This is a genomic window from Azospirillaceae bacterium (assembly GCA_028283825.1).
GTDB lineage: Bacteria > Pseudomonadota > Alphaproteobacteria > Azospirillales > Azospirillaceae > Nitrospirillum.
On sequence record JAPWJW010000002.1, the window covers coordinates 199852 to 213483 of the forward strand.

A 13632-nucleotide genomic window follows, 5' to 3' on the forward strand; every position below is an offset into this window, starting at 1 on the left:
TTTACCCGATGACCGGGGGCGCGGCCGACGCCAGCCGCTTGCGGCGCGCCAGTTCCAGCAGTGCGTCGTTGATGCGGGGTGCCGTGGTGCCCAAGGGCATCAACATGCCGGCCCCCCGGGCGCGCAGGCGTTCCGCCTGGGCACCCAGATCAAAGGCGGCGATCGTCAGGCCACCGTCCAGCATCCGCGACAGGGTATAGCACCACGTCTCCGGCCAGACGGAAGGCAGAAGACCCAGGTGACAATTGGCCGCCTGGAGCAGCGCTGCAACCTCACCCTCCGCATATTGACCGGTGAGCAGGACCCGGCCGGTTTCCAGCAGGGGCTGGTCATCCTGGCTGTAACCGATCAACCGGAACTCCAACGCCAGATCCCGCGCGGCCGCGTCCCTGGCGCAGGAAAGCAGCACCTCATATCCCTTGGACCGCCCGATGGCGCCCACGATCGCGATACGGGTCACCGATGACGAGTCGCCAGCCACGGGGGTCGGCGGGGCTGACGGCGTTTCCGGATGCGCCTCCACCACCATCCTGGCCTGGGGCACATATGTGGCCATGCGGCGCGCCGTGTCCTGGGACGGACACACCACCCGCCGGGCGCCCGCCAGCAGATCACTTGCGAACCGGCGCCATGCGGCGGCTGACAGGCCTGGCCGCAGGCGGTGCCCGTTGGCCCGGATGCATGTTTCGCACACCGTGACCGCGGGTTCGCCGCAATACCGGCCATTGCCATCGATCAGGTCGATTCGCGGGCAAATCCAGACATAGTCGTGCACATGGACGTCATAGGGCCAATGGTCCGCCAGCGCGACCAAGGTGGCGTCAGTCGCCCGAATGACATGGTGCAGGATGACCCGCTCCACCCCCAGTGACCGAAGGTCACGGATCAGGTCGGCCAAGCCGGTGTCGGCATCATAAATGACGGATCGCAACAGGGGGACGTCCGGCGCCTCCAGCCGCAAGCGGGGCGCTGCGGCGGTGCCCTCGGGACGCAGCAGCAGGACGCGTATCCCCTGGGCGGTCAACGCCGCCACCTGCTGGTCCACGAACCGGTCGGTGCCGCCCCCCAGCTTGGGGCAGACCACCAGGCTGGGGCGGGGGCCGGACAACTTCAGCCAGGCCAGGTCCAAGGCCCGCCGGGCAGACGCCAAGGGATCGGCCGCGATGAAGGCATGGACCTGCGCCTGATAGTCAGGATGGCGCCGGTCCAGAAGGTCCAGCGCCGCCGCGATGCGCGCCGCCTTGCTGGGCCCGAAGGAGGAACCACCGATGTGGCCCACCAGGACATCCAGCGCGCCGATGTTGCGCCAGCCGCCCTCAGCCGCGCGGCAACAGAAATCGTTCTCTTCCCCATAGCCCTGGCCGAACGTTTCGGAATCGAAATAGCCAATTTCGTCCAGGCAGTCGCGGCGGACGTAGAAGCAGAAACCGATGCCGGTGGGCAGGTCCGCCGTCCGACCGGCCAGGGTGGTGGCGGCCAGGTCGTCCAGAAGCGGCACGGACACGGCCGCCAGATTGGTACCTTGAGGATCGGGATAGCTGAGGATGGTGGCGTCATTGGACAGGGGCGTCACCGTGCCGACATCATCGCCGCTATAGGCCGCCGCCGCCAGGCGCCGCAGCCAATCGCCATGAACCTCGGTGTCGGCGTTCAACAGGACGACATCGCGATCCGGATGCAACGCCATGCCGCGGTTCACCGTGCGGACGAATCCCAAATTACCGGCGTTGCGCAGGACGGTCGCCCACCCTTCCGACTCCACGGCATCCACCAAGGCAGTCACGTCGGCGTCCGCCGGGCCGTCGGCGATCAGGATCACCTCGAACCGGAGCCCCGCTGTGGCAGCCATCGACCCACGCAGAGCCTTCAGGCAAGCGGCCGTTGCCACCGCATCCCCGTAGATGGGAACGATGATGTCGATCGGCCGCCACCGGATGGCACCCGTCACCATCGTTGCGGACGGCGGGCGGCTCAAAGGAACCGGTTCGCCGGTTCCGGGGAAAACAGGGCGCGCCGCCGCCGGCCCCATACTTACCTGTTGGGGGCTTACGGCGTGCAGATCAGCCGGCGCGGAATCGGGACCGGGCCGGAACACCAGCCGCCGCGTCCAGCCCGCGCCGTCGTCCAGGCAGACGGCGACGGGGCGTCCGGGTGTCGCCGCGTCCCGGGCACGCACCGACCATTTGCGGCCGCCGGTTTCCACCGTTTCGACGATTTCGGCCACCAGCCGCGGTGCCCGTGTCCACTCGGCGGCGATGGGGCTGCCCGGCACGGGAATACCGTCCACCAGCACATGCAAGTCGGCATGCCCCGCCAGGGCAGTCGGCACGGGGAAGTCCAAAGCGACAACCCCACCCGCATCCGATGGCGCTGGCCGTAGGGACCGGCGGCCCAGGACAAGCCCGTTCCACACCAGACTGACGACCCCGTCGTTGCGGGGCGCGGCGTAACCGCCGACGCGGCCGTAAAGCGGGAATACCACCACCGGGCATTGCCCCGCCGCCACCAACGCGGCAAGGGCCGACCGGCAGTCGTCATTGGTCTCGGCATTCCAGGCCAGCGCCGACACCAGGCGCCGCAGAAGAGAGGGATCCGGGACCGCCGGCGCCCAGGCCCGCCATAGGCCTGCCGCCGCCAGCGGATGGGCACGGTCCAAATCCAAAGCCCGGACGAAAGAGGCTTGGGCCTGGGGCAGAAGCTGCCGGTGGAGCGCCACGATGCCGTCCAGCACCAGATCGTCGGGCAAGGGAGTTGGCAGACGAACCAGGCGCCCGGCCTGCAAGGCCGCCTCATCAAACTGGCCCAAGCCCATCAGGGCATGCACCAGCTTGCGCAGGGCGGATTGCCCCGCCCCCGTCGTCGGCACGGCCTGCCGGGCCAGGGCCACCGCCGCCTGCTGGTCCCGGTTGGCCAGGGCCGCATCGATCCTGGCCAAAAGGCCCGCGAACGGATCCGTGTCCATCATCGCCGCCTTAGCGGGGCAGGACCGCCACCTTCAGTGCCATGACCGGATCCTGCGGCTGGCTGGAGCGGCAGACGGAACCGTCGCTACCATCGACATCGCCATGACGCAGGAAGCGGACGGTATAGTGCACCTTGTGGGTGGCGGCCAGTGCGCTGCCCAGGCGGAAACCGGCGCCCAGCAACGGCATCCCCTGGCGGCGGGTACCGGACAGGGTGCCGGGCTTCACCCACGTTCCTGACGGATCCGTCGGGTTCACGCTGCAATATTCCAGGCCGTCGGCCAGTTCCGGCGAGCCGTTGATGGTGAAGCTTTCAATCCAGAACAGATGATCCCCGGCGGATGCCCATTCGCCGGAAGAAAAGGTGCGGTCGCCCAGGCGCTGGATATGCGCAGTCACCTGCAGGTCGACATTGGCGGGAACCGTTTCATCCCCCAGCCGTTGGATGCTGACATTGAGGCAAGACGACAGTTGCCCCGTCAGCGTCAGGGTGGTGACCAGCAGGGTGGCGCTTTCCGGCGTCACCACCACCGTGACCCCCTCCGTCCCCGTCAGCCAAGCCGACGCGGCCAGCCCATCCCTGGTCAGGAACTGCAAGGGCTTATGCCCCGGTTCCGGCAGCGACGACAGTTGGGCACAAGGAAAGCCGACGCCCTTGATCTGCTGTCGGATATTGGCCGACAGGCGGGCGGTGATGAAATAGATGCCCTCGGGCAGAGGCACGACCTTGGGCACGGCACGCAAGGGATCGGCGTCGGGCGTCGAAACCGTCGCCGGGGCTGCGTTGGCCGGCGCGATGACGTTGGGCAACATGTCGTCCACCACTGGAAAGGAAAATAGGCGCTAGAGCCTGCCTGCACGGCACGCATAGCGCAATAACGACTATGGCGGGCACAAGGCCCGCCATAGCATTTTGTCCTTCGCCTAGGGCGAACCGGTTCAGCCCTTGCTGGTGAACCAGGACAGGCTGGCACCGGTCAGGCCCTGCACGGTGATGGTGGAACCATCCGGCAGAGAAAGAACGGTGTTGCCGTTCGACACAGTGGCGTTCTGGATCAGCGAGCCGAGGTCCAGAGCGGTCGAGGTGCCGAAGTCGGTGCTGGTGAAGCCGATGACGTCCTGCGTCGGATCGAAACCGACGATGGTGTCGTTGCCGTCGCCCGGCGAGTAGATGAAGGTGTCGCTGCCAGCGCCGCCGACCAGGCTGTCGTTGCCGGCCTCACCAATAATGTAGCCGCCGCCGGAACCCGCCACGATGGTGTCGTCGCCAGCGCCGCCGCCCAGCGTATCGAAGCCGGAACCACCGACGATGCTGTCGCTGCCAGCGCCACCGTTGATGATGTCGTTACCGGCGGACGACGAGATCACGTCGTTGGTCGAGGAGCCGATGATGCTGTCGTTGCCGATGCCGGCCACAACGGTATTCGCGGGGCTATCCACGGAAGTGCTGCTGCTGCCACCCAGGATCAGGAAATCGTTGCCGGCGTCGCCGACCACGACCTTGCCGCCGGCGTTGGCGTCCAGGAACAGGGCGGTGGTGTTGCCGGCGGCGGTGCCGGTCAGCACCACGGAGGTGAGGCTGCTGTCCGCGACAACGTTGGTCAGCACGGTGCCGCCGCTGTTGTCACCGGCGCTCGTGCTGGTCAGGTCGACCGCCGCCAGCGACAGGTTGCCGCTGGTGTCGGTGTTGGCCACGACCACGCTGGAAACCGAGGACACCTGGCTGGTGCCGAAGGTGACCGGCGTCGACAGGCTGGTGGACGTCGTATCGCCGGTCGTCACAGAGACGGACGTCGCCGTGACTGTGCTGGTGCCCGCGACCTGCGACAGGGCACTGGTCAGCGCAACCTGGTCGGCATCGGTAATACCCTGGGTGGCGACCTGTTGCTGTGAACCTGGAAGAGTTGGCATGACTTGAGACCCCCGCTGCGACTGCCACTTTTTCGAATGAGGCGCACACTAATGCACGCCAATATTAACCAATTAAATTTGGCAGCGATCCTCTGCGAGGGCGCCGCCAGTTATGCGTCAGGGTTGATATAAAGCACAAAGCTTAAGTGGCACAAGTCAGAATCAAGAAGTTTCAGGATTTATAATGAAACCCCTACGGATGAGGCATATTCGTCACATCAAATTTACGTATTAACATCCCGTCGGAATATGCCGTTGGTAATAGGCCATTGTGTAGTAGCCCCGCAGGCCAGCGACACTGGCCTGCCAGACGGGGTGAAAGCCCGATAACGCTGCACGCGAATATGCCGGTTTGCCTGCTCGAATTGCCCGCAGGAAAAGCCAAAACACAACCAGGCGCGCCCGGAGCGCTGCCGTTTTCCCTCACTTTATCAACCAGATATGGTGCGGGCCGCTTTTGTCGGCCAGGAGATGCCAAGGATCGCCGCCAACCCGTCGGGCGTACCGTAGGATGAGGGCCTCCGGCCTTTGGAGTTAACGCCATTTGTATGGTCTCCCGGCGGCAACACCATCTCCCAGGCTATCGCGACACACGTGCAGATGGTTGTTTTTCCTTGCAAGCGGGCCGCCGCTAAATGCCCTCAGGCTTGGTTAACGACAACAAGTCTCCATTCCGATCGGCTGCCACAATGCTGCGACATTCCGTCTCCCACCCTGCGCTTACCTGTTTTGGGGATGTTCACAACGAATCAGGTCCTGTGATTGTCGTTATTTACTTCCGGTTAAACCGGCTTTCTTCTATTGTGTGTCGATCAATCGACAAAAGTGCAACTACCTATTCCCACATGTTCATTTTGTGAGAAGGGACTTTGCACGGGGTTGGAATTGGACCGCCAAATCCGGCACACGACCCAGTTGCGGATCCCTCAACTAATTAATGCGGCACTCGTGCACCACGCAGCCCGCAATGTCTCCGCCATCCTTACCGGGCGGGGGATATGGGGTTAACCAGAACAGTGCCAATCCTTACCGGGCGGGGGCGTCAGGCCACAGGTGGCGGCCGGCGGCGGTCTTGATCCTTACCGGGCGGGGGAAGGTGCACCGCTGGCGCGTTTGGAACCGGGCGAACGGCGGAATCGGCCGTCGCGTCCTTACTTTCCGGGGGAACGACACTGAAAGGCTGCGCCACCTGAGCGGTGTTTCCTCATCTCCAGGTCCCATGAGAGGGTCGGCTGACGTTTTTCGACCCGATGCCGCCGATCAACGCCGGATGGCACGTCCCATTTTCACCCCCAGGCGGTAAGGATGGTAAGTCCCGGTCCCCCAGGGCGTAAGGATCGCGGTCTGGCCTCGCCCCGAGCGGTAAGGATTCCCCCATGGAGTAAGGGCGATTCGGTCCAGGACGGCGGACGGATGATTCGCCGGGTCTCCATCCGGCTGGCCTTTTTTGCCGCGAGTCGCCACTCGGCAGTCAGGACGCGCCCATCGAGGGGTGAAAGTCGCCTTGTTTCATCCAAGTTTCATCCAACCAAAGCAGCCTTTTTAAGAGGTGTTCCCTTTCAAAAGGATTCTAGAGCCGGCAAACTTAAGGAAACTGCGGCTTCCAAGGGCATCATGCTTACCAGTTGGGGGCGTTATCCCTACCGATGGGGGCGAGTCGCCTTTCGCCCCAGGGCGTAAGGGGATGATCCTGAAATCGCCCCCGCGAAGTAAGGATCTGGCAAATCAGGCCTTTCCAGCCTTTCCTTACTTGCGACCCATGTAAGGAAGCTCATAAAGTGCCGCCATTCGTTCGTGGGATGATGGCATGGCGCGCAAAAGCGATAAACCGGTCTTGAAGGCATCCGGGCCGGTGGCTGACCGCCTGGTGTCGTCCGGCGATGCCGTGATGCCGTACCGGGCGCATGAGATGGGGACGCGCGACCTGACGGGGCCCGGCATCGTCATCGATATGGACACCGGCGGCACGGTGGAGCCCGCGGTACCCGCGCTGGCGGAAGAGAATGCGCTGGGCCTGACGGCCAAGGTGGCGGCGGCGACGTTCGAGCGTGACGGCTACAAGCACCTGATCAAGGCGGCGGAGGCTGTGTATTCCTACCCCGCCAACGGGTCGCGCCTGTCGCTGCCGGCGCAGAAGATGCTGAACTTCATGATCCACCTGGCCGGCAGCCAGAACTTCGCCAACAAGCTCTATCGCCTGCCCAAGAAGGTGGTGCGCGGCAACCACAAGGGTAATGAGCGCATCTTCGACGCGGTGAAGGAGATTTACGAGTCCAGCCTGGTGGTCATCGGCCCCTTCCGCGGCCGCCGGTCGCGGGCGGAGTTGCGCATCCTCAGCAGCTATGTGCGGCCGGAGGAGGAGATCGAAAGCGACAGCGCCGACATCCACTTCCAGTTCACCGACGCCTTCCTGGAACTGCAGCGGGCGTCCAAGCTGTGGGCGCGGCTGTCGGGCCCGGCCATGGTCAAGGTCACCAGCACCTACGCGCTGAAGCTCTATGAGATCGGCATGCAGCGTTACCAGATGGATTTCCCGTCGCTGTCGCTGGATATCGACACCCTGCGCCGCCTGCTGAACGTGCCGGAAGGCGCTTACAAGGATTTCGGCATCCTGCGCACCCGCACCATCGACCGTGCCATCGCCGAGGTGAACCAGCTGGCGCCCTTCCGCGTGGAAATGGCGGATGCCAAGATGGTGCGCCGGGGCCGCAAGGTGGAAGAGGTCACCCTGGACTTCTACGCCAAGGACGAGGATGAGGTGGCCGACACCTTCCTGGAACGGGAACGGCACAGTGTCGGCCGTCGCGCCCGCCGTATCGGCAAGGTGGAGAAGCTGGAGGCGCCGACGGTGGAGGCCACCCCCCTGCCCGACGCCGACGACGCCAACGCCCTGTGGGCCGCCGCCCGCCACGCCCTGCTGGCCAAGAACGTTCCCGCCCCCCTGTTGCGCGACCTGGAGGTGGAACGCATCGAGGAGACGGCGCGCGGCGAACGCCGGCTCGTGCTGCTGGCCGGTCACCCCGCCACGGCGCAGACGGCGCGCATGAACCATGAGGCCAGCATCCGCGGCGTACTGTCATCGCTGACCTCCGGTTCCATCACCGGGGTGGAGATCACCGCACCCCCGCGCCGTAAGGATGCCCCCACGCCGTAAGGATCGCCGGCCGGGCATCTGCGATGTCGGTTGGTGCGACGGTGGTTGCGACGTCGCAACACTCCGGCTTGCGTTGACGAAACACAACCGGCGACGTTGACGGCCGTATGGGTCCCTGCCTATGCTGGCGCCCTTGGATCAGAGCAGATCGCGTAAAGGCGGAATCGCCTTGAAGCGTGAATCTGCTCGCGGACAGACTCAAACGAGAGCCGGCTGTGGTTCCGATTAAGCGCAGCCGGCTCTAGGTGCTTGTCATAAGAAAGGACATCCCATGGAGGGGGCGGATTTGCGGGCCGCGCGTGAAGCGCGGGGCGAAACGCAACAGACCTTTGCCGACTGGCTGAACGCCAGCCTGGGCCGCAAGTATGACAAGGGCCGCCTCTCGCGCTGGGAAACGGGCGGGGAGAAGATCCCCCAGGCGGTGATCGACCTGCTGACCGCCCCCCGCCGCCGCGCGCGGCAGACCGCCACCATCATCGCCCTGTCCAATCAGAAGGGCGGCGTGGGCAAGACCAGCGCGTCGGTCAACATCTGTGCAGCATTGGCGGCGTTGGGTCAGCGCGTGCTGCTGGTCGATGCCGACCCGCAGGCCAGCGCCACGGTGCACTTAGGAATCAGCCAGGCCGCCATGTCGGAGGCGGGCAAGACCACCTATCACGTCATGCTGAAGGACCAGGCGACCGGCCAGGCGGCCGTGCCGGTGTGCGAGGGACGCTTCCACCTGCTGCCCAGCACCATCCTGCTGTCGGCGGCGGAGACGGAACTGATCGCGGAGCCCATGGGCACCCTGGTGCTGCGCGAGCGCCTGGCCATGGTCCGCCGGGCTTATGACTACATCCTGATCGACTGCCCGCCGCACCTGGGCATGCTGACGCTGAACGCGCTTGCCGCCGCCGACAGCGTGCTGATCCCGGTGCAGACGGAGATGCTGGCCCTCATGGGCGTGCCGCTGCTGCTGGACACTATTAGTAAGGTAAGGCGGCGCGGCAACCCGGACCTCAGCGTCATCGGCATCCTGCCCACCATGTTCACCGCCCGCCACACCCAGGACCGGGCCACCCTGGCCGACCTCGAGGCGCGCTTCGGCGGGGCGCTGCGCATCTTCACGCCGGTGCCGCGCGCCACCATCTTCCCCCAGTCGGTGGCGGCGGGGCAGCCCACCATCGATGTGGCGTCCGACCCGGCAACCGTGGCACCTTTCCGCGAAGTTGCCCAAGCCCTGCTTGAGGCGGATGGAGAGGACGTCGCCCATGTCGCGTAAACTGGCCCGCAGCAATCCCGCCCTGGCGGCGACGGCGGCCGGCCTGTTGCCGGCCACGGCCAAGCCGCTGAACAAGCTGTACGGCACGTCGGAGGATTTCCCCGAACTGGTGGAACTGGACCTGGACCAGGTCCATGCCAACCCCGACCAGCCGCGCCGTCATTTCGACGAGGCGGCGCTGAAGGAATTGGCCGACAGCATCGGCGCCCAGGGCCTGATCCAGCCCATCGTGGTGCGCAAGCGGGCGGAGGGCGGCTATCTGATTGCCGCCGGTGAACGCCGTTGGCGTGCCCACCGCCTGTTGGGCAAGGCCACCATCTTCGCCATCGTGACCCAGGGCGGCGTGGATGAGATCGCGCTGATCGAAAACCTGCAGCGCCAGGACCTGGACGCGCTGGAGGTGGCCTGGGGCCTATCGCGCCTGGGCGAGGCGCATGGCTACACCCAGGACCAACTGGCCGGTGCCGTGGGTCTGAGCAAGTCGGAGGTGTCGCGCCTGCTGGCCCTGGCGCGCCTGCCGGAAAGCATCCTGGCGGAATATCCGGCCCACCGCGACCAAGTCAGCAAAAGCCACCTGTTCATCCTGGTGGATGCCGAAGATGACATCGCCCGCCTGCGCCTGTGGGGCCTGATCAAGGCCGGCGCCACCATCAAGACCCTGCGCGCCGCCAACCGGCCAGCGGAAGCGGCCCCCACGCCGGAACCCAAGGCGTTGCCCGCGCCGTCGCGGGTCATCACCCGGCTGGAACGCGACCTGGCCCAACTGGTTCCCGGCCCCAAGGGCCTGGCGGCCAAGGATCGGGAGCGGCTGACGCAGCTGCGCGACAGGTTGGATGCGCTGCTGGGATAGGTTCCTGGCCGCTTAAGCTTATCGACATGCCGTTTCGTGGGAATGAAAGTTCGCGCAGGTCGCCGCTTGTCGATAGCGGAAGCTGCTCTACCTCGCTCGTAAGTCGAGATAGTGGGTAGGGGAACATGATGTTGGTAAACCAACAGGACTTCCACAACAGCTTGGCGACGTTGGGATTAGAGCGGAACGCGATCAGGTGGCATCACCTGATCGTGTAAATCCGCTCTATCATGAACAGCTTAAGAGCAAGATGCGATACGCGTGATCGCATCTTGCTCTAAGCGCCGCGATGTGCATCGGTTTTGAGGAAAACGCCTATGGTGCCATCTACGGCTTATTGAATTTCCGCTTTCTAAGCCTTGATGCCCGGCACGCCTGGGATATTGCCGTGAGCGAGGCCGCTTCACTTCGATCTGAAACAAGTTCGTTTCGCAGTCGAGAGAACGTCTTCTATGGACTCTTGCGCCAAACGCGCCTTGGGGCGTTTGGTGTTAATACAGATAATAAGAGTATTAATGACAGCTCATACCTAGTCGCCAATCCCTGGTGCTTAACGGACAGGGAATTTGAATATTGTTACGTCTATGTTAATGATGGAAATGCCGTTTCTATAGAGGAATTTGATAAAAGCTTTCTGAATAAAGACCAGCAGGAGTGGTTAGGCATTGGAATGCCTGTAGGGCAATATTTTCTTCTGAAGATGCTAAAGCAATATGCGCCCAAGGTTATTTTGATAGGAGAAGGTGTTGCCGAACGACTTTCCCTACCGCTCATGGTAGCAGGTGTTGTCAAAGCCGTAGCAGACCATTTCCTGGATAAATGGGAAGCGAAAGAGATGAAACGTCTATATTCAATAGATGCTGTTCGTAGGGAGTATCTTAAGAGCATAGATCAAGGAACATATAGGGGCTTAGTGGCCACTAAATAGGTGAAATATGGAAAACCTATTCGAACCGATTTTCAGTTTGGTCCGCCGTGTGCCGATTGCTTTTGAGTGCGCGGTGGCGCTGATCGTCTTGGCTATCCCTTTGTTCACCCATAATTATTGGCCCGTCGTCGCTCTGATAATGTGGGTAGGGTTGGATCGCGGCGCGGGAAAGCACTGGATCAGCATGTGGGTGGCCTTTGGCTCTGCTGCGCTATTTGCCCTGGCGGTCGCAGATGGATTCCCCGGGCGCTGAAGCCCCCGATATGACATGCAGATCTGTGGGGCTCACATATGATACTTGCCCCGGCGCTTCAGCAGGATATGCAGGCGCCGTCGCAGGGCCAGTGGCGCCGATGGCGCGTCGCGGATCTGCCGCAACGTGCCCCCAGGCGGTAAGGATCGTGGCAGTTTCATCTTCGGCACGGCCACCCGCTGGGACAGATAGATGCCGGAGTGCCCGCTGAAGCCATAGGCCAGGAAGCAGGTGACGGCGATGTAGGGCGTGTGCGCGGCGCCGAACAGCTCGATCCCCATCAGGGTGCAGGCCAGCGGCGTGTTGGCGGCGGCGGCGAACAGGCCGATGAAGCCCAAGCCCGCCAGCAGGTCGGCGGGGGCGTCCAGCACGCCGGCCAGGGCATGGCCCAGGGCGGCACCGATGAAGAACAGCGGCGTGACCTCACCGCCCTTGAAGCCGCTGGACAGGGTGACGATGGTGAACACCGATTTCCACAGCCAGGCCAGGGGATGGTAAGGCTGGCCCTGGAACAGGCCGGGCAGGGTGATGGCGCCGGGGTCGGCCGACCAGACGCCCAAACCCAGATAATCCCGCGTACCCAGCGCGAACACCAGGGCGATCACTGCCGCGCCGCCCAGCACGGGGCGCAGCACGGGATGGGGGCAGACGCGGCGGAACAGGGCGCCGGCCGCGTGCGACCCTTCCGAAAACAGCATGCCGCCCAAGCCGAACACCATGGCGGCCACCACCACCTTGGCCAGCAGCAGGCCTTGCAGGTGGAAGCCCGGCCCGCCGGCGGCGATGGCGTAGGCGGTGTGTTCGATGCCCCAGGCATGGCAGGCCCAGTCACCCACCAGCGCCGCTCGATCAGGCAGGGCAGCAGCGCTTCATACTGGATGCGGCCCAGGCTCAGCACCTCCAGCGCGAAGACGGCGCCGGCGATGGGCGTGCCGAAGACGGCGCCGAATCCGGCGGCGACACCGGCCATCAGAATCAGGCGCGTATTCTCCGCCCGCAGGCGGAACAAACGGACAAAACCGCCGGCCAGGCTGCCGCCCAGTTGCACCGCCGTGCCCTCTCGGCCGGCGGAGCCGCCGAACAGATGCGTGACGATGGTGGCGACCAGGATCAGCGGTGCCATGCGCAGCGGCACGCCGGCGCCGGGCTCATGGATTTGATCGACGATCAGGTTATTGCCGCCCTCCGCCTGCTTGCCGATGCGGCTGTAGATCCAGCCGATGGCGGCACCCGCCAGGGGCAGGGCGTACAGCAGGCCCGGATGGTCGAAGCGGGCCTGGGTGGCACGGTCCAGCCCCCAGAGGAACAGGGCGCAGGCGCTGCCGATGGCGGCGGCCAGGGGGGCTGTCAGGCACAGCCATTTCAACAGGGCGCGCGACTGCGCGGCCCAGGAAGCCAGAAGGCGACGGGGGATCATGGGCGGGACCCAGGCAAGTAAGGATGGATGGATGGACATGGACACTGGACAGACTCCTACCGTTGCGCGCCCATGGGGGCGCCCGAAGGTAGGAATCATCAGCCCCGGGGACGGGGCGGTTTGGCCGGCGGACCGACCGGGCAGAAATCCATTGCCAAGGTTGCTCTTACCCAGCCGCCGGCCGTTCTGTCAACCCTGGCGTTTCCTGCAACGGGGCGACTCGGGAATGCGCGGCGAATCAGGTATGACCGGCGCGCGATTCGCCGATTCGCGGGGCGTTGAGATCGGGAAAGAAAGTTAATGGAGCTTTAGCTTGTGCTGTTGCCTCGAGTCGCTTACAGCGCCCGGATTTTGTTCAGCAGGCCCAGCAGCTGGGTCTGTTCCTCTGGGGTCAGGACGGCGGACACCCCGGCCTCCTGCTCTTCCACCAGGGTTTCGGCCTGGACCAGCAACTCATAACCCGCGTCGGTCAGGCTCAGCAGTTGCACACGGCGGTCCCGGCGGCCCCGGACACGGGTCAGCAGGCCCCGGCCGGCCAGACGGTCCACCAGGTGCGCCATGTTGGGGGGCGCGATTTCCAGTACCTCGCCCGCCTGGCGCTGATTGGCGCCCTGGTTCACGCTGATCAGGCTTAGCAGCGCGAACTCCGCCAAGGTCAGCTGGCAGGGCGCCAGCTGTTCCATCAGCCGCCGCCGGATCACGGTTTCCGCCCGCACCAGGTTGAAACCGATGAAACAGGTCAGCTTGGAACAATCCAGCGTCGTTTCCACCGCCCCGGCGCCCATGGGGCCCAAGTCCCTGTCGGTCTGGCTTATTTTGGTCTTGGGGGCCGGCATGGGATCACGGGTCTCGGGGAATGGCGGGGCTGGGGGCGGTGGAGCATGGGTGAAACGTG

9 protein-coding genes, 1 pseudogene and 1 riboswitch are annotated in these 13632 nt (G+C 64.5%); of the genes and pseudogenes, 5 read left to right on the forward strand and 5 right to left on the reverse strand.

What is annotated here, in order from left to right; genetic code table 11:
* Nucleotide 1 precedes the first annotated feature (1 nt).
* From PW843_09670 to PW843_09680, 3 genes are all read right to left on the reverse strand, one after another.
* The gene (locus PW843_09670; protein MDE1146875.1) at nucleotides 2-2965 is read right to left on the reverse strand and encodes a glycosyltransferase; all 2964 of its coding nucleotides are present in this window, start codon (nucleotides 2963-2965) and stop codon (nucleotides 2-4) included.
* Between the two features lie 7 nt (nucleotides 2966-2972).
* On the reverse strand, nucleotides 2973-3776 hold the full coding sequence (locus tag PW843_09675; protein ID MDE1146876.1) for a hypothetical protein: 804 nt from the start codon (nucleotides 3774-3776) through the stop codon (nucleotides 2973-2975).
* A 126-nt stretch (nucleotides 3777-3902) separates the two neighbouring features.
* Nucleotides 3903-4874 carry a calcium-binding protein gene (locus PW843_09680; GenBank protein MDE1146877.1) on the reverse strand — a complete coding sequence of 324 codons (972 nt, stop codon included), beginning with the start codon at nucleotides 4872-4874 and terminating at the stop codon, nucleotides 3903-3905.
* A 1852-nt stretch (nucleotides 4875-6726) separates the two neighbouring features.
* Here PW843_09680 and PW843_09685 point away from each other — a divergent pair.
* The 5 genes from PW843_09685 (at nucleotide 6727) to PW843_09705 (ending at nucleotide 11320) form a co-directional block, all read left to right on the forward strand.
* The gene (locus PW843_09685; GenBank protein ID MDE1146878.1) at nucleotides 6727-8028 is read left to right on the forward strand and encodes a replication initiation protein; all 1302 of its coding nucleotides are present in this window, start codon (nucleotides 6727-6729) and stop codon (nucleotides 8026-8028) included.
* A 271-nt stretch (nucleotides 8029-8299) separates the two neighbouring features.
* Nucleotides 8300-9289 carry an AAA family ATPase gene (locus tag PW843_09690; GenBank protein ID MDE1146879.1) on the forward strand — a complete coding sequence of 330 codons (990 nt, stop codon included), beginning with the start codon at nucleotides 8300-8302 and terminating at the stop codon, nucleotides 9287-9289.
* Nucleotides 9279-10139 carry a ParB/RepB/Spo0J family partition protein gene (locus PW843_09695; protein ID MDE1146880.1) on the forward strand — a complete coding sequence of 287 codons (861 nt, stop codon included), beginning with the start codon at nucleotides 9279-9281 and terminating at the stop codon, nucleotides 10137-10139. Before PW843_09690 ends, PW843_09695 begins: the two co-directional genes overlap by 11 nt.
* Before the next feature lie 289 nt (nucleotides 10140-10428).
* On the forward strand, nucleotides 10429-11067 hold the full coding sequence (locus tag PW843_09700; protein MDE1146881.1) for a hypothetical protein: 639 nt from the start codon (nucleotides 10429-10431) through the stop codon (nucleotides 11065-11067).
* Between the two features lie 7 nt (nucleotides 11068-11074).
* On the forward strand, nucleotides 11075-11320 hold the full coding sequence (locus PW843_09705) for a hypothetical protein (GenBank protein MDE1146882.1): 246 nt from the start codon (nucleotides 11075-11077) through the stop codon (nucleotides 11318-11320).
* A gap of 32 nt (nucleotides 11321-11352) precedes the next feature.
* On the opposite strand, the pseudogene PW843_09710 reads toward PW843_09705, so the two are convergent.
* A pseudogene (locus PW843_09710) lies at nucleotides 11353-12737 on the reverse strand (voltage-gated chloride channel family protein).
* Between the two features lie 82 nt (nucleotides 12738-12819).
* Nucleotides 12820-12902: riboswitch (Fluoride riboswitch) on the reverse strand.
* Between the two features lie 170 nt (nucleotides 12903-13072).
* Nucleotides 13073-13573: a MarR family transcriptional regulator gene (locus PW843_09715; protein MDE1146883.1), complete on the reverse strand. Its 501-nt coding sequence runs from the start codon at nucleotides 13571-13573 to the stop codon at nucleotides 13073-13075.
* Nucleotides 13574-13632 lie beyond the last annotated feature (59 nt).

Bases quoted from the DNA above. Each gene is read 5' to 3' on its own strand.
- PW843_09705 (MDE1146882.1), top strand. From the start codon at position 11,075: ATGGAAAACCTATTCGAACCGATTTTCAGTTTGGTCCGCCGTGTGCCG.
- PW843_09695 (MDE1146880.1), top strand. From the start codon at position 9,279: ATGTCGCGTAAACTGGCCCGCAGCAATCCCGCCCTGGCGGCGACGGCG.
- PW843_09690 (MDE1146879.1), top strand. From the start codon at position 8,300: ATGGAGGGGGCGGATTTGCGGGCCGCGCGTGAAGCGCGGGGCGAAACG.
- PW843_09715 (MDE1146883.1), bottom strand. From the start codon at position 13,573: ATGCCGGCCCCCAAGACCAAAATAAGCCAGACCGACAGGGACTTGGGC.
- PW843_09675 (MDE1146876.1), bottom strand. From the start codon at position 3,776: ATGTTGCCCAACGTCATCGCGCCGGCCAACGCAGCCCCGGCGACGGTT.
- PW843_09670 (MDE1146875.1), bottom strand. From the start codon at position 2,965: ATGATGGACACGGATCCGTTCGCGGGCCTTTTGGCCAGGATCGATGCG.
- PW843_09700 (MDE1146881.1), top strand. From the start codon at position 10,429: ATGTGCATCGGTTTTGAGGAAAACGCCTATGGTGCCATCTACGGCTTA.
- PW843_09680 (MDE1146877.1), bottom strand. From the start codon at position 4,874: ATGCCAACTCTTCCAGGTTCACAGCAACAGGTCGCCACCCAGGGTATT.